Source organism: Nocardia sp. NBC_01009 (assembly GCF_045208035.1).
GTDB lineage: Bacteria > Actinomycetota > Actinomycetes > Mycobacteriales > Mycobacteriaceae > Nocardia.
The window spans coordinates 8,490,544-8,511,697 of the sequence record NZ_CP108695.1 but is presented as its reverse complement, the minus strand read 5'-3'; the positions used below and the strand labels follow the sequence as shown (position 1 = coordinate 8,511,697).

Genomic DNA, 21,154 nt, shown 5'->3' with positions numbered 1-21,154 from the left:
CGTTCACTCATCGTTCGCCGACACGCCGCCGAACAGACATCGACGGGAACGGGACTTCATGTCTGTCGGTAGCCGCCGGTAGCGTTGATGGACGATGGACATCACGGTGGCTCCCCAGATGCAGGCCGGGCAGACTCGGCACCAGGACTCAGCCAAGAAACCGCAGGTCGACGATGGTCGTGCCGTGGATTCGGTGCAGTCCCCTGAACAGCGCCGCCTCGAAAGGGAGCAACGCAAGGCCGAAGAGGCCGAGCGGCTACTCGAGGGCCTCAACCCGCAACAGCGCGCCGCGGTCGTGCACACCGGCGCGCCGCTGCTGATCGTCGCGGGCGCGGGCTCGGGCAAGACCGCCGTGCTGACCAGGCGCATCGCCTATCTGCTCGCCGCGCGCGGCGCGACGCCCGGCCAAATCCTGGCCATCACCTTCACCAACAAGGCTGCTGCGGAGATGCGGGAACGCGTCATCGGTCTGGTCGGCCCGCGCGCCAACAATATGTGGGTTTCCACATTCCACTCCAGCTGCGTGCGCATCCTGCACATGCAGTCGGCCCTGCTGCCCGGGCTGAATTCGAATTTCTCCATCTACGATGCCGACGATTCGCGGCGACTGCTCACGATGATCAGCCGCGACTTCGACATCGATGTGAAGAAATACTCGGCGCGGCTACTCGCGACCGCCATCTCGAATCTGAAGAACGAGCTCATCGGGCCCGCGCAGGCAACGGCGGACGCCGAGTCCGACGAGACCGAATTGCCGGGTCTCATCGCCAGGGTCTATACCGAATATCAGCGCCGACTGCGCGCCGCGAACGCGATGGATTTCGACGACCTGATCGGTGAGACGGTGGCGCTGCTGCAAAACCACCCGCAGGTCGCGGAGTACTACCGGCGCCGCTTCCGGCACGTGCTCGTCGACGAGTATCAGGACACCAACCACGCGCAGTACATTCTGGTGCGTGAGCTGGTAGGACACCACAGCGAGGCAGCGGAATCCGGCGACGGCGAGGCGCCGGACGCGGTGGCGCCGAGTGAACTGTGCGTGGTCGGTGACGCGGACCAGTCCATCTACGCCTTCCGCGGCGCGACCATCCGCAATATCGAGGAATTCGAACGCGACTTTCCGGATGCCGAAACTATTCTGCTGGAACAGAATTACCGGTCCACCCAGCACATCCTTTCGGCCGCGAACGCGGTGATCTCGCGCAACGAGAACCGTCGCGACAAGCGACTGTGGACCGATTCCGGCGAAGGTGATCTGATCACCGGCTATGTCGCCGACAACGAGCACGACGAGGCCTCCTTCGTGGCCCGCGAGATCGACCGGCTGGTGGATGCCAAGGAAGCCACGTACGGCGACGTTGCGGTCTTCTATCGCACCAACAACAACTCGCGCGCGCTGGAAGAAATCTTCATTCGAATGGGCCTGCCGTACAAGGTGGTCGGCGGCGTCCGCTTCTACGAGCGCAAAGAGGTGCGCGACATTGTCGCCTACCTGCGCGTACTGGAGAACCCCGACGACGCGGTGAGCCTGCGTCGGATTCTCAACACCCCACGCCGCGGCATCGGTGACCGCGCCGAGGCGTGCGTGGCCGTGCATGCCGAACAGCGCGACATCGGTTTCGCCGCGGCACTGCGCGATGCCGCCGAGGGCAAGGTCGCACTGCTGAACACCCGCGCCCAGCGCGCGATCGCCGGGTTCCTCGAGCTGCTCGAGCAGATTCGGGCGGCGGGCGCACAGGCCGACCTCGACTTCCCGGATGTCGGGAATGTGGTCGATGCGGTGCTGGAACGCACCGGCTATCGCGCCGAGCTGGCGGCGTCCGACGACCCACAGGACGGCGCGCGGCTGGACAACCTGAACGAATTGGTCAGCGTCGCACGGGAATTCAGCTCCGAGGCCTACAACAATGCCGCCGCGGCCCGCGAGGAGGGCCTGGTGCCGGAGGCGGCCGATGGTGAACCGGATCCCGGTTCGCTCGCGGCCTTCCTGGAGCGGGTCTCGCTGGTGGCCGACACCGATCAGATCCCCGACGAGGGCGCGGGCGTGGTCACGATGATGACCCTGCACACCGCCAAGGGCCTGGAGTTTCCCGTCGTGTTCGTGACGGGCTGGGAGGACGGCCAGTTCCCGCACATGCGGGCGCTCGGCGATCCCTCCGAGCTCGCCGAGGAACGCCGCCTCGCCTACGTCGGCATCACCAGGGCCAGGCAACGGCTGTACCTGTCGCGCGCGGTGGTCCGTTCCGGCTGGGGCCAGCCCGTCTCGAACCCGGAATCTCGCTTCCTACAGGAGATTCCGAGCCACCTCATCGACTGGAAGCGGCTGGAGCCGAGCGGTTCACCGCTGACGCGCGGCATCCGGCGTCGCGGTGACGACGACAGCGTGGAACGGGACTGGACCCGAGGCGACGGCTGGAACGAGCAGCGCCCCGGCGTGCGCGGTGACCGCGGCCCGCGCCGCCCCGCACCCGGCGGCGCCACCCGCAACAACGCCAATCTCGTACTTGCCGTTGGGGACCGGGTCACCGACGACAAATACGGCCTCGGCCGAGTTGTCGCGGCCGAAGGCTTCGGGCCGTTGGCCACCGTCACCATCGATTTCGGCACTGCCGGAAAGATTCGCCTGATCCCGCAATACAGCCGGACGCTGGTCAAGCTCTGAGAAAGCGGCTGCCAACCGCTCTGCTGATCGAAGGGTGGCAAGCCGTCGCCCCGAGGTGGTTCGACGTGTCCGCTCGGGTGAATCGAGACTCTCGAGCTGCGGCTGCGTGAGCACGCTGACGGGCTGGTCGAGCAGGCAGCGCCAATTCGCTGTCGTGGGTGGATTGTTGTGGTCCTACGGGCAGCTTTCTGCGATCTGGTTGTTCGATATCGATCAGCGGGGCAGCAGATCGCTGAGTGCTTCGTCCAGGCTTGGGTATTGGAAGCGGAAACCGACTTCGCGCAGCACCGTTGAGGTTGCATGCCTGCCGGTGAGGCCGAGGGCGGGGTCCGAGCGCAGCAGGATCGCGCCGACTGCCAGCAGGGCTGCCGGGGTCGGCGGTGCGGGCGGGCGGTGCAGGTGTCTGCGCAGCGCCGTCATCAGTTCGCGGTTGCGGACCGGGAAGTCGGTGGCGGCCACCAGGATTCCGTTCGGCAGCGTGACCTCGGGGTCGAGTCCGAGGGCGGCGCGGACGATGGCGAGCCAGTCTGCGATGTGAATCCAGCTGAACCACTGCTTGCCGCTGCCGACCCGGCCGCCGAGGCCGGCTTTGGTCAATTGGCCGAGTCGTCTCAGTGCGGGGGCCTGGGCGTCGAGCACGATCGAGGTGCGCAGGATCGTCGAGTGCAGCGCATTTGCACCATCGAAGGCGCGCTCCCATGGCTCGGCCACTCCGGTCATCTGTGGTAGCCCGACCGGCAGCGGAGTTGTTTCGGTGCAACGGATTTCGCCCGCATCCGACCAGATCGCGGTCGTGCCGGCCTGCACCCAGTAGTCGATCGGCGCGTCCAGCGTGGCGGCCGCGTCGACCAGGGCGCGCGTCGAATCCACTCGGCTGCGGCGCAATTCATCGATATTGCGTCGGGTCGGTCGGCAGTCGACCAGCTTGCCCGCCAGATTGATCACCGCGGTGGGACCCGAATTCTTCAGCACACCAACCCATTCGCCGACGGACCTGCCGTCCCATTCCGCCTGCGCGAACGGCAGCTCCGGGTCGCGCCGCCGCGTCAGGATGGTTACGCGATGGCCCCGGCAGGTCAGGTCTGCGGCAATCTGCTTGCCCAATGCCCCGGTGCCGCCCGCGATCACCGCATGCAAGGCCGAAGCGTCCGGAGCGATCCCGGCGAGCTGAGCGAGCCGTGCAAAGCACACACGGGCATCTGTTTCCAGCTGCGGAGCGACTACGGCCCTGGCGATCGGCGCGGACACCCCGCTGAAGGTGAGCCGCTGTGTCACCTCGGTCCCACCGTCGCGCGGCGTCAGCGTCCACGACATCCGCATTCGCCCCGCCGGTTCCGGTTGCTCCAGCGCCAGTTCATGCCCGGGAACAAGCACCGTGATCACAAACGGCGGCGCAGTCCGCCCGTGCACCGCCTCGAGGACCCGCCCGCGCGGCAGATAATCCCCGGTAGCGCCGACCGCAACCACCCCATGCAGCCGCACTGATGTGACCGCCGCATTCCACTCCGGCCACCGATCCGGATCCCCCAGCACCCGCCATACGTCTTCCGTTGGCAGTGCAATGAATTGGGTGTACGTCGTTGTACGAGCCATATCCAGAAGCTATCTCGCTCCGGCGCACGCAGGAAGCGTGCCGTTGATCACCTACACACCGCGCCGGCCCCGATCTCGGCCTTCTCGCCGCGGCGTGGCGCGGCCTCGGGTTCGGATTCGGATTCGGCAACCGGTGACAGGACACCGGTCAGCTGTCGGGGTGCGCGACATGGTGCCGAGTCCTACCGTGGCCGTCGATGAGCGAGGGGCGCAGTAGCTGTCGGCCTGTGCGTGCAATTCGGTGGTGTGGCACAGCGCGATGCCTCCAGCGATCGCCGGTTCGAGACACGCGTCGAAGGCCTGCAGCAGCTGCCGGTGTGCGACACGGCACCAAGACCTGCGGCAGCAGTCCGCGCCACCACACCAGGGCACAGCGACTACCGGTCCGAGGCGCGGCGCCGAGCCCACCGATGAGCGGGCTCTATGCCTACAGAGGCGGGTGTGGCGGCATGGTCAGTCGCGCTGTTGGCCGAGGCTGATGCCGCGGGTGGCGAGCCAGGGCAGCGGGTCGATCTTGTCGTGGCCGTTGAGCCATACCTCGAAGTGGCAGTGCGGGCCGGTGGAGAAGCCGCGGTTGCCGATGGTGGCAATCTGATCGCCCGCCAGGACTCGCTGGCCCTGTGACACCGTTGCGGTGTCGATGTGGCCGTAGATGGTGACGGTGCCGTCGTCGTGCAGCAGCCGAACCCACATGCCGAATCCGCTGGCCGGGCCGGCCTCGATGACCGTGCCGTCGGCTACCGCGTAGATCGGGGTTCCGATCGGGCCCGCGATGTCGATGCCGAGGTGCTGGACGCCCCAGCGGGCACCGTAGCCGGAGGTGAAATTGCCCGCGGCGAACTTCGTGAACAGCGGGCGCAGCTTGGCGGCTTCTTCAGCGGCGAGATCCTCGGCGTACTTCTGCCCTTTTTGCAGGATGTCGTTGAACTGGCCCAGGTTGCTCGGGGCCGAGACATTGAGCACCTGAGGCGAATCCGGTGCGGCAGTGGGGTCGGACACGCTCATCGACTGCGCGGCGATCTCGTGAATCTGACCGGCGGCTTCGTAGTCGACGGTCGCCGAAGGCTGTTCGGGCGAGGCGAACGCGGCCTGGCCTGCGGCGACGACAGCGCCGGCCGCGACAGCGACGACCGCGGCACGTCCTTTGAGCGAGGACGGTGGCGCCGGCACTCGATGTGCGCCGCCGCGGCGCTGCGAACGGCGCCCGGGGATGACAGTGGGAAAGGCAGGGGATTCGGCATCGTCCGTCTCGTGTTCCCACGAGTCGTCCGCGTCGGGGGCCCAGGAATCACCGGTATCGGGAGTCCACGAGTCGTCGGCGGGGGCCGTCCAGGAGTCACCGGCTTCGGGCGTCCAAGAGTTGTTGGTTTCGGGCGTCCAAGAGTTGTCGGCGGCGGGCGCCCACGCTTCCTCGGCCGACCATGCGCCGCCGTCGGACCACGAATCCTGTTGCGACCATGCACCGTTCGCGGACCAAGAGTCGTCGCGGTGGTCGCCTGCGGGGTGGAAGTCGTATCCGGCATGCGCTCCGGCGGCGGGGGCCGCGTATCGGGCGTCGGCTGCTGGGGCACCCTGTCTGCTCTGGTCGGCGTAACCGCCGAACGGTTCGTCATCGGCCCGATAACGATGGCCGGAGCGAACGCGATTGGAAGTAGGGAGGGTCGAGCGATGATTCATCGGCTGTGCCACATCATGAAGCTGGAGATGTTCGCGGTGTCGAGATCCCTGCCCCGATGGGGTGTTGACAGGTCATCTGCGGAACGGCTCTCCGTGTGCGGAGTGCTGTGCTGCGTCAAGCTTGCCGTCCTCCTAGTCGTGACCGTGTTGTGACATCGACCGCACTGACGGTAACGAAACGATTGCGGGGTTCGCAAGCGCTGCGCGCGATCAATTCAAACATGTGAGATTGATCACGGTAACACTACGGAATATCGCACCGCGCGCTGGGCACTCGGGTGAGGTCGTTCGACGACAGCTTGTAGTAGACAGCTCCCTTTTCCGGGTTCGGCTGATCTACCTGGCGCACCGCCAAAAGCTACTCGCGAGTAGTGTTGGCCAGCGGTTTTTCCGGCCTGGACACTGGCCCGTGACCTGCGCCACTTACGATGAATGTGGCCGTTTGGCCATCCATGTGACTGGTTAGAGTCCGACCCGACCCGCTTCCGACGTCGGGCCGCCAACAAAGACGTTGTCATAGCAACGCAGACGAGACGGTGAGTACATGGATCTCTTCGAATACCAGGCGAAGGAGCTCTTCGTTAAGCACGGAGTGCCCTCGTCCGAGGGCCGCGTGACGGACACGGTCGAGGAAGCCCGCGCCATCGCGGAGGAAATCGGCAAGCCGGTAATGATCAAGGCACAGGTCAAGGTGGGCGGCCGTGGCAAGGCGGGTGGCGTCAAGTACGCCGCCACCCCGGACGACGCGCTTACCCATGCGCAGAACATCCTCGGCCTGGATATCAAGGGCCACATCGTGAAGAAGCTCCTTGTCGCCGAGGCCAAGGACATCGCGGAGGAGTACTACATCTCCTTCCTGCTGGATCGTTCCAACCGCACCTACCTGGCCATGTGCTCGGTCGAAGGCGGCATGGAGATCGAAGAGGTCGCCGCCACCAAGCCGGAGCGGCTGGCCAAGGTCCCGGTCGACGCCGTCAAGGGTGTCGACCTCGCGTTCGCCCGTTCGATCGCCGAGCAGGGCCACCTGCCCGCCGACGTGCTGGACGCCGCGGCCGTGACCATCCAGAAGCTGTGGGAGGTGTTCGTCGGCGAAGACGCCACCCTGGTGGAGGTCAACCCGCTGGTCCGCACCCCCGACAACCAGATCCTGGCCCTCGACGGCAAGGTCACCCTCGACGAGAACGCCGAGTTCCGGCACCCGGACCACGAGGCGTTCGCGGACAAGGACGCGACCGACCCGCTGGAGCTCAAGGCCAAGGAAAACGACCTCAACTACGTCAAGCTCGACGGTGAGGTCGGCATCATCGGCAACGGCGCCGGTCTCGTCATGTCCACGCTCGACGTGGTCGCCTACGCGGGCGAGAACCACGGCGGCGTCAAGCCCGCCAACTTCCTCGACATCGGTGGCGGCGCCTCGGCCGAGGTCATGGCCGCGGGCCTGGATGTCATCCTGAACGACGCGCAGGTCAAGAGCGTGTTCGTGAACGTCTTCGGTGGCATCACCGCGTGTGACGCGGTCGCCAACGGCATCGTGAAGGCGCTGGAAATCCTGGGCGCCGAGGCGAACAAGCCGCTGGTCGTCCGTCTCGACGGCAACAAGGTCGACGAGGGCCGCAAGATCCTGGTCGATGCCGCGCATCCGCTGATCACACTTGCGCAGACAATGGACGAAGGCGCCGACAAGGCCGCCGAACTGGCAGCGGCCAAGTAAGGAAATCGGAAATGTCTATCTTCCTGAACAAGGACTCGAAGGTCATCGTCCAGGGCATCACCGGCGGTGAGGGCACCAAGCACACCGCACTGATGCTCAAGGCCGGCACCCAGGTCGTCGGTGGCGTCAACGCGCGCAAGGCGGGCACCACCGTCGCGCACACCGATAAGGACGGCGCCGCGGTCGAGCTGCCGGTGTTCGGCACCGTCGCCGAGGCCATCAAGGAAACCGGCGCGGATGTCTCCATTGCGTTCGTGCCGCCGAAGTTCGCCAAGGACGCCATCATCGAGGCCATCGACGCGGAGATCCCGCTGCTCGTGGTCATCACCGAGGGCATCCCGGTGCAGGACACCGCGTACGCGTGGGCCTACAACGTCGAGAAGGGCAACAAGACCCGGATCATCGGCCCGAACTGCCCCGGCATCATCACCCCCGGCGAGTCGCTGGTCGGCATCACCCCGGCCAACATCACCGGCAAGGGTCCGGTCGGTCTGGTGTCGAAGTCCGGCACCCTGACCTACCAGATGATGTTCGAGCTGCGTGACTTCGGCTTCTCGACCGCCATCGGCATCGGCGGCGACCCGGTCATCGGCACCACCCACATCGACGCCATCGAGGCGTTCGAGAAGGACCCGGAGACCAAGCTGATCGTGATGATCGGCGAGATCGGCGGCGACGCCGAGGAGCGGGCCGCGGCCTACATCAAGGCCAATGTCACCAAGCCGGTCGTCGGCTACGTCGCGGGCTTCACCGCCCCCGAGGGCAAGACCATGGGCCACGCGGGCGCCATCGTCTCCGGCTCGGCCGGCACTGCCCAGGCCAAGAAGGACGCACTCGAGGCTGCCGGTGTGAAGGTCGGCAAGACGCCGTCCGAGACCGCCGCGCTCGCACGCGAAATCCTGGAGAAGGCAAGCATCACCGCCTGATTCGCGATAGTCGAAAAGGCCGCCGCCCGACTTCGGGCGGCGGCCTTTTCGTGTTGCGGGTGGTCTGATCAGGCGCTGCCATGCTGTTGGCGTGGAGGTGCCGGTGCTGGGCCCAGCGGGTGTGGGCGGGCGAGGAGAGTGTCGCCATCGATCGACCTTTGGAACGCGCTGTGCTGGTGCGACTGGTGCTGGCGAACGGGGTTCCGGTGCCGGATGGGCGGCTGACCGAGGACCTTGGGGGCAGTGTGAGTCTCGCGGCAACCAGGTGTGAAGGGCGGGGAATGGCAGGACTACGACTGCCAGGGCAGCTACGGCACCTACTATCTGGCGTCACGCTACTGACGTCATTCGGAGGTTTCACGCCTCGACTAGAGGGGTTTCCCGCCCGGAGTGTCCACGGCGACTCGGCCGCCGGATACCCCGGGCGCGAATTGTTATGGAGTCGGGACCGTCATGCGGCACCAGGCACGGAAGGCTTGATCAGGTCGCCCGGCCGGTTCGTTAAGGATGACCGGGACCGGCCAGTGCAGTAGCGTCAGATGAGATCCAGCCGTCTAGAAACGTACGACTCGACCTAGGAGACGACGACATGTCCTACCCGACCGGGGGCTCCGGGTACAACACACCCGCGACGCCCTCCGTTCCTTCCAGCCTCGGCCAGTCGGCGGGTAGTACCGGCACAAGTTCGAGCACTCCCGGATCCGATGCCAAGGGACTGCCGTACTTCCTCACGGTCGGTGCCGCCGGCCTCGGCGTGCTGAACTTCCTGCTCGGGTTCCTGCCCTATGCGGGCCGCGAGGCGGTCAACCCGTTGAACGGCGCCAAGATCGCCAGCGAGAGTGCCAACGGCTTCGACGTCCCGCTGACGGCGCTGCTCGCGCTGCTGCTGCTCGGCGGCCTGCTCGCCGGACTGTCGCTGCTGCCGAAGCAGAACTGGATCGGTGCGGCCGCCGCCGCGTCACTCGCCGGTTTCCTCGGGCTTGTCGTCCAGTCGTTCAATCTGTCCGACGGTGTCGAGTTGAAGTGGGGCGCATGGGTTGTGCTCTTCCTCGCCCTGGTGCAGGCCGCGGCCGCAGTCGGCGCGGTGCTGTTCGAAGCGGGCATCCTGACGCCGCCCGCGCCCAAGCAGGCCACGCCGCAGGGCCCGCCGAGCGGTTTCGGTCAGGGTGGCTATGGCCAGCAGCCCGGGGCGTTTTCGGCGTTCGGTCAGAGCCCGAGCCAGTCCGGCTACGGCCAGAGCCAGCCCGGCCAGACCTACGGGCAGCAGCCGTCCTACGGCCAGAGCCAGCCCTCCTACGGTCAGGCCCAGCCCAGCCAGCCGAGCCAGCCCACCTATGGCCAGAGCCAGCCCGGCCAGCCCGCGTACGGCCAGAGCCAGCCCGGCCAGGGCTACGGTCAGCAGCCGTCCTACGGTCAGCAGCCCGGATACGGTGCGGCACAGCAGGGTTCGCCCTACGGTGCGCCGGCGCCCACGCCGCGCCCCGACGAAAGCGCCACCCAGCATTTCGGCGCACCGCAGCCCGGTCAGCAGCAGTACGGTGCGCCCGGCTACGGCCAGAGCCAGCCGCAGCCGGGTCAGCCGGGTCAGCCGCAGCCGGGTCAGCCTTTCGGTAGTGAGCAGGGTTCGGACCCGGCCTCGGACGCCACCCAGGCGTTCCGTCCGTCGGACGACAACAAGTAGTTTCGGTCGCTCTCCCGGCGCCGCGCCCATCGCGGGCGGGCGCGGCGCGCCTGACCCGCTCGCGCCGGGGGAGCTGCCACGCTGAATTTCTATGAGCTCCCCGAGATCCTCTCTTGTTCGCCGGACCACCGGGTCCCGTAGCGCGCCGGATTCCTCGGTGCGCAGGTCGCGTCGCGGCGCTCCGGCACCAAGCGATGGTGACGAACACGGGTTCCTTTCGCTGAGTCCGGAACGCGCCCGCGTGCTGGTACTCGTCGCCGCGCGCCCGACGGCTCTCACGCTCACCGCCGTTATCGTCCTCGTGCTCGCCACGCTGCTGGCCTCGGGCAGCAGCATGGCCGGAACCTCCGGCGCGATCGCCGCGGGTTGGCTTGCGGCGCACCAGGTTCCGCTGGTGATCGGCAAGACGTTGCTCGGCCTGCTGCCGCTGCTGCCGACTGGTCTGCTGGTCTGGCTTTCCGGACGTGAATGCGCCCGCGCGGTCGAGCCGAACAGCACTCGCGCAGATCTCGGTTGGATTCTCGGTGCGGCGCTGGGCGGGCCCCTACTGGTCACGGCGGTCTGTCTGGCGGTCGCCGAGGACGCCTCCGGAGTCGTCGCGCTGCAACCGCCGAACACCCTCGCCGCGTTCGGTTGGGTCGGCGGCGTGCATCTACTCGCCGCGGCGGGTGGGATCGCCTCCCGCAATCGGCGCCGGGTTTTCACTCTGCTGCGGATGCCGGACTGGGCTGTCGCAGGCACGTTCGGCGCGGGCCGGACCGTGCTGCGGCTACTCGCCTGTGCCACCGCGGTCACCGTCATGTCATTCTTCGCGCATTGGTCGAGGATCGGTGACACCTACCAATCGGCCGGCGATGCCGCCGGGATTATCGGACTGACTCTGCTCTCGCTCGCCTATCTGCCGAATGTGGTCGTCGCTGCGGTGAGCGCGCTGATGGGCGCATCCGCACAGTTCGGCGACGCGTCGGTCGGTGTGTTCTCGGTGGTCGGCGGGCCGATTCCGGCGGTGCCGGTGCTCGCCGCGGTGCCGACCGGGCCTGCGGCGGGCTGGTGGCTGGTGCTGCTGCTTGTCCCGGCGGCGGTCGGTGTCCTCGGCGGGCTGGACAGCGCGCGGACCTCCACCGACCGGGTCGCCGCACCCTGGGCGACGCTGACCTCGGCCGGTCTGGCGACTGTGGTGCTGGCATTGCTCGGCGTGGTCGCGGGTGGTGCACTCGGAACGTTCGGCCGAGTCGGTCTCGACCTGCCGATCTTCGCGGTGGTGAGCTTCGTCTGGCTGGCCGTCGCGGGTTATGCGGGGCTGGTATTCGGGCGTTTCTTCGTTGTCCCGGTCGGTGCTCCGAGTACTCGATACGACGAGGACGACGACTATTACGCGGACGACGAGTACGCCGACTATCACCACGCCGACTATCACGACGACGACTACGACGACTACGACGCCGACCACGACGAGTACGCGGCCGATGACGACGACTACTTCGACGATGACGAGTACCAGCACTACGACGGGCCTGACCTCGAGGTGGAAGTCGACGGCGAGCTCGTCGAGGAGCAACCCGCCCTCGGCGTGCGCGGTTCGGCGCCGGGCGGCGATACCATCCCCGACATCGTCGACGCCGAAGTGGTCGAGGCGGACCTGCCGGAAAGTGACCCGGTGGACGGTCGTTAGGCTCTACAGCGGCGGTCTCGTGCCGCCCGCACTATGAACAGCCCCGCCTTTTCGATCGATACGCAGGAGTAGAGCGCTGACGTCCCCGCATGCTCAGTGGGTGCCCACCACGGCCCCGGCCACCGTCGTCGTGCTGGCCTCGGGCACCGGGTCGCTGCTGCGCGCCCTCATCGAAGCCGCGTCCGCATCCGACTATCCCGCGAAAATCGTCGCCGTCGGTGTCGACCGGAACTGTGCCGCCACCGAGTACGCGGCCGCCGCGGGCATCCCGGATTTCCGGGTGGCGCTCAAAGACTTTCCCGACCGCGCCGCGTGGGATGCCGCGCTGACCGAGACGGTCGCCGCGTACCACCCCGATCTCGTCGTCTCGGCCGGCTTCATGAAACTCCTCGGTCCGGCGTTCATGACCCGATTTGGCGGCCGGATCATCAATACCCACCCCGCGCTGCTGCCCGCCTTCCCCGGCGCGCACGGGGTACGTGACGCGCTGGCTTACGGCGTCCGCGTCACCGGCTCCACTGTGCACCTTGTCGATTCCGGCGTCGACACCGGACCGATCCTCGCGCAGGAAGCGGTGCCGGTGCTGGACGACGACGACGAGGCCACGCTGCACGAGCGCATCAAGGTTGTCGAGCGACGGTTGCTGGCGGAAGTTGTCGCCGCCGTCGCCACCAGAGGCATTTTCTCCGACGGACGAAAGGCAGTTATCCCAGATGAGCGAGTTCTTCGGTGAGTGAGCGCAGCGAAGGAACGGTTGACCCGGCTGAGCGCAGCGAAGGGTCGGTGCGGAAGTCGATCGAGCGGGCCCTTGTCAGCGTGTACGACAAGACCGGGCTCATCGAGCTCGCCACCGGGCTGCACGCCGCGGGCATCGAGCTCGTGTCGACCGGGTCGACCGCAGGCAAGATCGCCGACGCGGGCATCCCGGTCACCAAGGTCGAGGACCTGACCGGGTTCCCGGAGACCCTGGACGGCCGGGTCAAGACGCTGCACCCACGCGTGCACGCGGGCATCCTCGCCGACACCCGCAAGGCCGAGCACGTCGACCAGCTGGTGGAGTTGGGCGTCGAGGCGTTCCAGCTGGTGGTGGTGAACCTGTATCCGTTCACCGCGACCGTGGCCAGCGGGGCGACTCCGGACGAGTGCGTCGAACAGATCGATATCGGCGGGCCGTCCATGGTGCGCGCCGCCGCCAAGAACCACCCTTCGGTCGCAGTGGTCGTCGACAGCGGCGACTACGACGACGTGCTCAGCGCGGTGCAGGCCGGCGGTTTCACGCTGGCCGAGCGGACCGCGTTGGCGGCCAAGGCTTTCCAACACACCGCGAGCTATGACGTCGCGGTGGCGAGCTGGATGACCAACGTGCTGGTGCCGGGGAAGGCCGAGTCGGCCGAGCCCACCGGTGTGCAGTTCCCCGGCTGGCTGGGCGGCACCTGGGCGCAGGCCGCGGTGCTGCGCTACGGCGAGAACCCGCACCAGGCCGCCGCGCTCTACGTCGACAACGACGGCGGCGTCGGGCTCGCGCAGGCACAGCAGTTGCACGGCAAGGAAATGTCGTACAACAACTACACCGATGCCGATGCCGCGTGGCGCGCCGCATACGACCACGCCGCCCCCGCGGTGGCAATCATCAAGCACGCCAACCCCTGTGGCATTGCGATCGGCGCCGATATCGCCGAGGCGCACCGCAAGGCGCACGCGTGTGATCCGGTCAGCGCCTACGGCGGTGTGATCGCGGCCAACCGTCAGGTGACCGTCGAGATGGCCGAGCAGGTCGCCGAGATCTTCACCGAGGTGATCGTCGCTCCGTCCTACGCCGACGGCGCCGTGGAAGTGTTGCAGCGCAAGAAGAATGTGCGCATCCTGGTCGCCGCGGCACCGCAGCGGGCCGGCGGGGAGCTGCGTCCGATCAGCGGTGGTGCGTTGCTGCAGCAGCGCGACATTCTGGACGCGGCAGGCGATGACCCGGAGAACTGGACGCTGGTGGCCGGGGAGGCCGCCGACGCCGAGACCCTGGCGGATCTCGAATTCGCTTGGCGCGCCTGCCGTGCAGTGAAGTCGAACGCGATCCTGCTCGCCCACGACGGTGCCTCGGTCGGCGTCGGCATGGGACAGGTGAACCGGGTGGACGCGGTCGGCCTTGCCGTGCAGCGCGCCGGTGACCGCGCCAAGGGCTCGGTCGCCGCTTCGGACGCGTTCTTCCCCTTCTCGGATGGTCCGCAGCAGCTCATCCAGGCGGGCATCCGCGCGATCGTGCAGCCGGGCGGCTCGGTCCGCGATCAGGACACCGTGGATCTGGCCCGCGAGGCCGGAGTCACTCTGTACCTCACGGGTTCTCGCCACTTCGCGCACTGAGCCACACCACGTCGAGCACGTGGTCGAGCAAGAGGGCGGGCCCATCGGGTCCGCCCTCTTCGCGTCCGCGCACGACACAGGTCGCCAACCTTCGGCGGATATCGAACCCGGCTTTCTACAGTTGGTCGCATGTCGACTCGTGCAGCGATGGCGTCGGTGTGGTCATGATGCTCGCGGCGGTCACCGTGGTGTTCGGTGCGCAGGGGGAGGCCGGTGCGGAGCAGGTCGTGCCGCAGGCTGTTCCGTCGCTGAAGCGCTGGGTGCCCGGTGGGTCCTCGTTCGCGCTCGGTACACACGCGCGGGTGTTGTACGCGCAGGATGCGCTGCGCGACAGCGCCACCGACCTTGCCGAAGAACTGCGCGCCGTCACCGGCAATGACGTTGTGGCGCAGGCGGGTTCGGTGGGTGAGTCGGGCGACCTCGTGCTGCGAACCGGTTCGGTGCCAGCAGCGCCGGAATCTCCTGAGGCCTACCGGATATCGGTGTCAGAAACCCTCGAGCTGACCGGTGCGGATGTCGCGGGCGCCTTTTACGCGACCAGGTCGGCGCTGCAACTGCTGCGGCGCGGCATCACGCTGCCCGGCGGGGTTGTGACCGATTGGCCGGAGTACCGCGAGCGCGGGCTGATGCTCGATGTCGGTCGCGAGTATATGCCGGTCGATATGCTGCGCGCCCAGATCCGGCGGATGGGGCAGTTCAAATTGAATGTGCTGCATCTGCATCTCTCGGACCGATTCGGGTTCCGGCTCGGCAGCGACCGGCATCCGGAAATACAGCGCCGGAACACTATTCGAAACAAGAGCTACGCGATCTCATCGCATATGCGGCGCGCTACCAGGTCGAGATCGTGCCCGAGGTGGACTTTCCCGGCCACATGAACGGCATTCTCGCCGCCCATCCGGAGGTGAAACTGCGCAGCGCGAACGGTGTCGTGTCCGACGCCGCCATCGACATCGCCGATCCGCGCAGCTACGACCTGATGCGCGACATCCTCGAAGAGTTCCTGCCGTTGTTCCCTGGGCGCTATTGGCATCTCGGTGCGGACGAGTTCCTGCTCGACGGCCTCCGTGTCGCGAGCTTCGAGGACTATCCACAGATCGGCGCGTATGCGCGCGCCACCTACGGACCGCAGGCTCAACCGGTGGATGCCTTTCTCGGCCTGATCAATTGGGGCGCGGCGATAGTGCGGGAGCACGGCAAGCGACCGCGTATCTGGAACGACGGTCTGCGCACCGGCGAGGGAACCATCGCCATCGATTCCGACATCGTTGTCGATTTCTGGAGTAGGGCGGGGATTCCGCAGCTGCCGCTGCCGTACTTCGGAATCGCGCGCACCGCAATGGATCTCATCGCGTCCGGACACCAGGTCCGCAACGCGGCCTTCACGCCGACCTACTTCGTGACCGGCGGCCCGACCTCGATCGGCAATGTGCCTGCGCCGATAGCCTACGAGCTGTGGGACCCCGCGGTGTTCGTCGACGGCAGCAGGCTGACACCGCAGCAGAACGCAGGCAACCTCGGGTCCGGTCTGTTCGTGTGGTGCGACGACCCGACTGTTCGGACGCCCGCACAGATTGCCGTGTCGATCACGATGCCGCTGCGGGTGATGGCGCAGAAGACCTGGGGCCCGGCGCGCGCGGGCAGCTACCTGGAGTTCGCCGCGCTATCGGATGCGGTCGCCGAACCCGTCTCGTGAGCGATGCGCTCATCCTTGATCTGCACACCACGCCGCCCTGACTCGAGTCATGTTGGTGCGTCATGGTTTTCGGTGCGGTGCGGTGCGGTGCGGTGCGGTGCGGTGCGCACACATCTATGGCATCGGTCACCAGGATGTGTTTCCGCCGCTGTGGGGCTGCGACCTCGCTGCGGGGGCCTACGTCGCGCTGAGGACCTGGCGGTTCCCGAGCGGAGCCTGCAGCGGCACCTCGAGCGTGCCGAACACCGCGATCATCGTGCACATCCGCCCGACTGCATCGGCGCGCGTGCCGGACCGCAGTTCGATGGTGACCGTCGAATCGGTCTCCTTCGCGGTCGCGTCCACGCCGTAGCACTCGGGTGCGCCGGTCTGGAAGTTCACCGCGATCCGATCGTCGGCGACCCGGGTCCACGAGGTGAACGGAATCGGATGGGCTCCGACGATGGTCGGATCGGCGACGAAGGGGTTGCCGGAATTGCCGCTCGCCTCCTCGGTGGGCGTCGTCGGCGCCGAGGTCGTTGCGGTCGTCGTTTTCTGTTGTGCGCCTTCGTCGTCGGAGCCGCCGCAGCCTGCGACAGCGAGGACGGCGAGCAGAACTGCGGCGGCAGCAACGGGGCGCGCACCCGACATCCGAGACATGGACACCACCCTAGTTGACCACGCCCCGCGACCGGCGAAGATCGCCCTCGCCGTGTGCCAGCTATCGCCGTAGACGGCCTGCTGCACTGTGCGACAATCCAACACAGCGACCAACGCCACACAGTGAACTTTCGGCGAACCGTGCGCGTAATCCCTCCACGCGGGTCGGAAGGGCAGTAGATTCGGCTCCGACGTACGTCATGATCTTGTTTCGAGCGATCTGCAAGCAAGTCGCCAGCGGTGTTGTGACCTGTAAGCAGTCGCAAGCGGTGTTGTTTTCGAGAGACCTGTAAGCAGTCGCAAGCGGTGTTGTTTCGGGCGACCCGCGTGCAGTCACAAGCGGTGTCGCGGCGTGCGTCGATGTCGGATGCTTGGCACAGTAACTCTTCGAAAGGAACGACGTGGGCGACACGCTGCGCGTAGGTGAAGAACTCGGACTCGGCCAGTCTCTGGTGGGCGGTGCGTACACCCTGACCCTGCAGCCGGATGGCAACCTGGTGTTGTCGGAGCCGGATGGAAATGTCGTGTGGGCCACCCAGACTCACGATCAGGGTGTCGAGCGCGCCGTCCTGCAGGAGGATGGCAACTTTGTGCTCTACAAGGGCGAAGGCGCTGCCTGGTCCACCGAGACCAACGGCAGGAGCGCCGACAGGCTGACCGTGCAGGCCGACCGCAACGTGGTGCTGTACGGCACCGACGGCGGCGCCCTGTGGTCGTCGGAGACCCAGACCGACAACCCGCTGTCTGCTCCCGAGCCGGTCGCCGAAGAGGTTCCGGCCGCGCCGGCCGCCGAAGAGGTTCCGCCCCCGCCGCCGGCTGTGCAGACCTACACGGTCGAGCCGGGCGACACCCTGTGGGCGATCGCCGAGCGCTTCTACGGCGACGGCAACCGCTACCAGGAGATCGCGAACGCCAGCGGCATCGACAACCCGGATGCGATCAACGTCGGCCAGGTCCTGACCATCCCGTAATTTTGGCCGCGCGGGCGCGGCGGGTTCGCGGCCCCCTTGGTCTCGCGTCCGAGCCGTCGAGACTCGCGCCTTCGGCGCATGCGCTTCGACGACTCGGACGCGAGACGGGCTGCGAACGGGTCGCTCGTAAGACTCGCTCCGTGGTGGTTGCGTCGGTCCTCGGGACTTGTGCGTTTGGTGCATGCGCGGTTGTCGGACCTTCGTCAGCCCCGGCGCTTCAAGCTTCGACGACTCGGACGCGAAACGGGCCGCGAACGGGTCGCTCGTAAGACTCGCTCCGTGGTGGTCGCGTCAGTGGCGATTCGCGCGACCGAATGACTGCGGAGCTGGATGACTGCGCCGTGATCGGCCCTGGTCGTTGGTCGGGGTGGGCTTACCGACTGGTGAACGGCAACAGTGCCATCTCGCGGGCGTTCTTCACCGCGACGGCGACCTGGCGCTGCTGCTGGGGGGTGAGCCCGGTGACCCGGCGGCTGCGGATCTTGCCGCGGTCGGAGATGAAGGTGCGCAGCAGATTCACGTCTTTGTAGTCGACGGTCTCGATGCCCGCGGAGATGAGCGGGTTCTTCTTGGGCCGCCGGTTCTGTTCGGCGCGAACCTTCTTCGAGGGTGCTCGCTTGACTGCCATATGACGGGTTCCTTCTCACGAGAACAGTGGTTGTCTACCAGCTCGATTTGTGCACACCGGGCAATTCGCCCCGATGGGCCATTTCGCGCACTCGCACACGGGAGAGTCCGAACTTCCGGAGATGACCGCGCGGCCGTCCGTCCGCGGCGTCCCGATTGCGCAATCGTACCGGACTCGCATCGCGAGGCAGCCGCTGTAGCGCCGACTGCGCGACGGCCCGGTCGGCGTCGGCGGTGGCCGGGTTTCGGATCAGCTCCTTGAGCTCGGCGCGCCGGGTGGCATAGCGCGCGACGACCTCCTTGCGCTGTTGGTTGCGTGCGATCTTCGATTTCTTGGCCATCAGCGTTCCTCGCGGAAATCGACGTGCTTGCCGACCACGGGGTCGTATTTGCGCAGCACCATCCGGTCCGGATCGTTGCGCCGATTCTTTCGGGTGACGTACGTATATCCGGTTCCCGCAGTGGATTTCAGCTTGATGATCGGCCGGAGCTCGGTCGACTTGGATGCCATCGGTGTTCCTCTCAGATCTTGTCGCCGCGAGCCCGGATCCGGGCCACAACGGCTTCGATCCCGTCCCGGTCGATGGTCTTGATGCCTTTGGCGGAGACGGTCAGCGTGATGCGCCGATCCTCGCTGGGCAGGTAGTAGGTCTTGCGCTGGATGTTGGGGTTCCAGCGACGGCTCGTCCGCTTATGCGAGTGCGACACGGACTTACCGAACCCCGGCTTGCGCCCGGTGACCTGGCAGTGGGCCGACATGCGGTCTCCCTCCAGTAGATGATAATCATTTTCGACAACGGCTGTTCGACAATGTACCGTCGAGCTACTGTAAATGAAAATCGTTATCGAAAGGGGTTCCGGTGATCGAGTCCGACCGGAGAACGCCCGTCGTGGTGATCGCCGGATCTTCCGGACGTGCGACGGCGGGTGTGGACCGCGCGGCCGATGCGCTGCGCACGACGCCAGGCACCGTGACCATTCGGCACGACCTGAGTGGATTGCGCGAGGGCATCGTGCATCGGACGGTGCGCACCGGCGAGCACGAGACCTCGGCGGTGCTCGAACTCGCGCACGGTTGCGTCTCGTGCACCCTGCGCATGGATCTGTTGCCACTGCTGTGCACGTTGGCCGCGCGCGACTCGGTGTATCGCATTGTGCTCGCGCTCGACCCGGCGTTCGAAGCCGAAGCGGTCTGCCAGGCGATCGAGAATGTCGTCGTCACCGGCATCGTCGGCAGGGTGGATGGGCCCGCCGGTCGCGACGTGCGCCTCGAGGCCGTGGTGACCTGCCTCGAGGCCGAGCGGTGGCTCGCCGACGCGACCGGTGAGGAGACGCTCGCCGAGCGTGGCCTCGCCACTGCGGATGACGAGCGGACCGTCGCGCAGCTCGCGGTCGGCCAGGTCGATTTCGCCGATGCCGTTGTGGCGCTCGGTGATTCGGGTGATCCGCTGGAGCGGATGCGGCTCGGCGCGGTGCTGGCCAGGCTGGTGCCCGGAGCCCCCGTCGCCTGGGTGGCCCCCGACGGTCCCGGCTCCGAGGAGATCGAGACCCTGCTCACTCGAATTCCCGTGGACTCCCGGCGCGGCCGGGTCTTCGACGCGCACGCGCCGCTCCTGCGCGGACAGCCACCGCTCGGCGCCGATCACGCAGTTGCGCTGATGGAGTTCGCCGCGAGCCGCCCCTTCCATCCCGTGCGCCTGCACGAAGCGCTCGACGTGCTGTTCGACGGCGTGGTGACCGCACGCGGCCGCATCTGGCTCGCCACTCAGCCCGACGAGGTGGTGTGGCTGGAGTCGGCGGGCGGCGGCCTGCGCGTCGGCGGTGCGGGACCGTGGCTGGCGGCAATGAGCCCTGCGGAGCTGGAAAGCGCCGATCCGACTCGGCGGGCGATGGCCGCACTGCGTTGGGACGACAGGTTCGGCGATCGGGACACCTCGCTGGTGATCCTGGTGCACGACGCCGATCCTGCCGAGATTCGCCAGGCCCTGTACTGGGCCCTTGTCGAGGACGACGAACTACGCCTGCTCGAACGCGCGCCCGAACTGGTGGCGCAGTGGGAAGACCCGTTCGGCGAATGGCACACCGACCCGTGCGAGACCGGTGAATCGACCGGCCTGCCCGTGGAAGGCAGTGCGGGACAGTCGAAAAGCCCGAAAGGAGAAAGCACATGAAGATCGGAATACATCCGGACTATCACCCGGTGGTTTTCGAGGATTCGAGCACCGGTAAGCAGTTCCTGACCAGGTCCACCTCCACCAGCACGCGGACGGTGCAGTGGTCGGACGGCAACACCTACCCGTTGCTCATGGTGGACGTGACGTCCGATTCGCACCCGTTCTGGACCGGAGCGCACCGCGTGATGGATACCCAGGGCCGGGTGGAGAAGTTCGAGCGCAAGTACGGCAGGCGGGCCCGCGGAGCGTCCCAGCCCGGACGAGGGGAGGGCTGACATGGCGGTTCCGAAGCGCAGGATGTCGCGGTCGAATACCCGCAGCCGCCGCGCACAGTGGAAGGCGACACCGCCGGACCTGGTGCCGGTCACCGTCGGAGGTGTTGTGCACAAGGTGCCGCGCCGGTTGTTGCAGGCGGTGCGACGTGGGCTGATCGACCTCGATCGGCTCTGATCGAGGTCCGGTTCGAACGCAGTGTGCTCGAACAACAGTGGGCCGGCCGGGCAACCGGCCGGCCCACTGCTGCATCTGGTGCGGTGTGGGCAATCGATGAGCTACCGATGTGTCCTGCGCCACATGGCAATTCTTTGACGACGCGGTTGCGATGCGGTAGCCAATGGTTGAAATACGTACTGAGGGTTGGTTTTTGGTGTCCGTAAAAGTCCTCATGAAGTGATGATTTCGTGTCCCTACGCCGGTACCCTCGTGCGAGAGGGCGGGTTCTCCTGGACCCCCGAGAGAACCCGCTCATCGCCAAACTTCCGGCCGAATCG

At 67.0% G+C, this 21,154-nt stretch carries 18 protein-coding genes and 1 pseudogene; 12 read left to right on the top strand and 7 right to left on the bottom strand.

Features of this window, described 5'->3' with window-relative positions; all coding sequences use genetic code 11:
• Nucleotides 1–94 precede the first annotated feature (94 nt).
• Nucleotides 95–2,662: a UvrD-helicase domain-containing protein gene (locus OHA42_RS38560; protein ID WP_406233367.1), complete on the top strand. Its 2,568-nt coding sequence runs from the start codon at nt 95–97 to the stop codon at nt 2,660–2,662.
• Between the two features lie 213 nt (nt 2,663–2,875).
• Here the strand turns inward: OHA42_RS38560 and OHA42_RS38555 are convergent, their stop codons facing one another.
• A complete protein-coding gene (locus tag OHA42_RS38555; RefSeq protein WP_406233364.1) occupies nt 2,876–4,255 on the bottom strand; it encodes a DUF1731 domain-containing protein in 1,380 nt (459 codons plus the stop codon).
• A gap of 453 nt (nt 4,256–4,708) precedes the next feature.
• Nucleotides 4,709–5,932: a M23 family metallopeptidase gene (locus OHA42_RS38550; RefSeq protein ID WP_406239892.1), complete on the bottom strand. Its 1,224-nt coding sequence runs from the start codon at nt 5,930–5,932 to the stop codon at nt 4,709–4,711.
• A 544-nt stretch (nt 5,933–6,476) separates the two neighbouring features.
• Here OHA42_RS38550 and sucC point away from each other — a divergent pair.
• From sucC to OHA42_RS38515, 7 genes and pseudogenes are all read left to right on the top strand, one after another.
• Nucleotides 6,477–7,643 carry an ADP-forming succinate--CoA ligase subunit beta gene (gene sucC / locus OHA42_RS38545; protein WP_328406360.1) on the top strand — a complete coding sequence of 389 codons (1,167 nt, stop codon included), beginning with the start codon at nt 6,477–6,479 and terminating at the stop codon, nt 7,641–7,643.
• Between the two features lie 11 nt (nt 7,644–7,654).
• Entirely contained in the window at nt 7,655–8,569 is a 915-nt protein-coding gene (sucD, locus tag OHA42_RS38540) for a succinate--CoA ligase subunit alpha (RefSeq protein WP_328406358.1), read from the top strand.
• Between the two features lie 589 nt (nt 8,570–9,158).
• Nucleotides 9,159–10,250: a DUF5336 domain-containing protein gene (locus OHA42_RS38535; protein WP_406233362.1), complete on the top strand. Its 1,092-nt coding sequence runs from the start codon at nt 9,159–9,161 to the stop codon at nt 10,248–10,250.
• 157 nt (nt 10,251–10,407) lie between these two features.
• Nucleotides 10,408–11,922: a DUF6350 family protein gene (locus OHA42_RS38530; RefSeq protein WP_406233360.1), complete on the top strand. Its 1,515-nt coding sequence runs from the start codon at nt 10,408–10,410 to the stop codon at nt 11,920–11,922.
• 58 nt (nt 11,923–11,980) lie between these two features.
• The gene (gene purN / locus OHA42_RS38525; protein WP_406239890.1) at nt 11,981–12,655 is read left to right on the top strand and encodes a phosphoribosylglycinamide formyltransferase; all 675 of its coding nucleotides are present in this window, start codon (nt 11,981–11,983) and stop codon (nt 12,653–12,655) included.
• 50 nt (nt 12,656–12,705) lie between these two features.
• A complete protein-coding gene (purH, locus tag OHA42_RS38520) occupies nt 12,706–14,277 on the top strand; it encodes a bifunctional phosphoribosylaminoimidazolecarboxamide formyltransferase/IMP cyclohydrolase (protein WP_406233358.1) in 1,572 nt (523 codons plus the stop codon).
• Nucleotides 14,278–14,441: 164 nt separating this feature from the next.
• Nucleotides 14,442–15,973: pseudogene (locus OHA42_RS38515) on the top strand (family 20 glycosylhydrolase).
• A 177-nt stretch (nt 15,974–16,150) separates the two neighbouring features.
• Here OHA42_RS38515 and OHA42_RS38510 read toward each other — a convergent pair.
• On the bottom strand, nt 16,151–16,603 hold the full coding sequence (locus OHA42_RS38510) for a hypothetical protein (RefSeq protein WP_406239888.1): 453 nt from the start codon (nt 16,601–16,603) through the stop codon (nt 16,151–16,153).
• A gap of 410 nt (nt 16,604–17,013) precedes the next feature.
• Between OHA42_RS38510 and OHA42_RS38505 the strand changes: the two genes are divergently transcribed.
• Nucleotides 17,014–17,583 carry a LysM peptidoglycan-binding domain-containing protein gene (locus OHA42_RS38505; RefSeq protein WP_406233357.1) on the top strand — a complete coding sequence of 190 codons (570 nt, stop codon included), beginning with the start codon at nt 17,014–17,016 and terminating at the stop codon, nt 17,581–17,583.
• Nucleotides 17,584–17,956: 373 nt separating this feature from the next.
• Here OHA42_RS38505 and rpsR read toward each other — a convergent pair whose 3' ends face one another.
• From rpsR to rpmB, 4 genes are read right to left on the bottom strand one after another with little or no spacing between them, the layout of a single operon-like run.
• A complete protein-coding gene (gene rpsR, locus OHA42_RS38500) occupies nt 17,957–18,211 on the bottom strand; it encodes a 30S ribosomal protein S18 (protein WP_406233355.1) in 255 nt (84 codons plus the stop codon).
• Between the two features lie 34 nt (nt 18,212–18,245).
• Nucleotides 18,246–18,551: a 30S ribosomal protein S14 gene (gene rpsN, locus OHA42_RS38495; protein ID WP_406233353.1), complete on the bottom strand. Its 306-nt coding sequence runs from the start codon at nt 18,549–18,551 to the stop codon at nt 18,246–18,248.
• On the bottom strand, nt 18,551–18,721 hold the full coding sequence (gene rpmG / locus OHA42_RS38490) for a 50S ribosomal protein L33 (RefSeq protein WP_406233351.1): 171 nt from the start codon (nt 18,719–18,721) through the stop codon (nt 18,551–18,553). Before rpmG ends, rpsN begins: the two co-directional genes overlap by 1 nt.
• A gap of 11 nt (nt 18,722–18,732) precedes the next feature.
• Nucleotides 18,733–18,969 carry a 50S ribosomal protein L28 gene (gene rpmB, locus OHA42_RS38485; RefSeq protein ID WP_328406336.1) on the bottom strand — a complete coding sequence of 79 codons (237 nt, stop codon included), beginning with the start codon at nt 18,967–18,969 and terminating at the stop codon, nt 18,733–18,735.
• Between the two features lie 101 nt (nt 18,970–19,070).
• On the opposite strand from rpmB, the gene mrf reads away from it, so the two are divergent.
• Genes mrf through rpmF form a run of 3 tightly spaced genes read left to right on the top strand, consistent with a single transcriptional unit; the run spans nt 19,071 to nt 20,834 of the window.
• A complete protein-coding gene (gene mrf / locus OHA42_RS38480; protein ID WP_406233349.1) occupies nt 19,071–20,381 on the top strand; it encodes a ribosome hibernation factor-recruiting GTPase MRF in 1,311 nt (436 codons plus the stop codon).
• Nucleotides 20,378–20,659 (top strand): type B 50S ribosomal protein L31, encoded by a 282-nt coding sequence (locus tag OHA42_RS38475; protein ID WP_406233348.1) that lies wholly within the window; start codon nt 20,378–20,380, stop codon nt 20,657–20,659. The genes mrf and OHA42_RS38475 overlap by 4 nt, the downstream gene beginning before the upstream one ends.
• A 1-nt stretch (nt 20,660) precedes the next feature.
• On the top strand, nt 20,661–20,834 hold the full coding sequence (gene rpmF, locus OHA42_RS38470) for a 50S ribosomal protein L32 (RefSeq protein ID WP_406233346.1): 174 nt from the start codon (nt 20,661–20,663) through the stop codon (nt 20,832–20,834).
• Nucleotides 20,835–21,154: the final 320 nt, after the last annotated feature.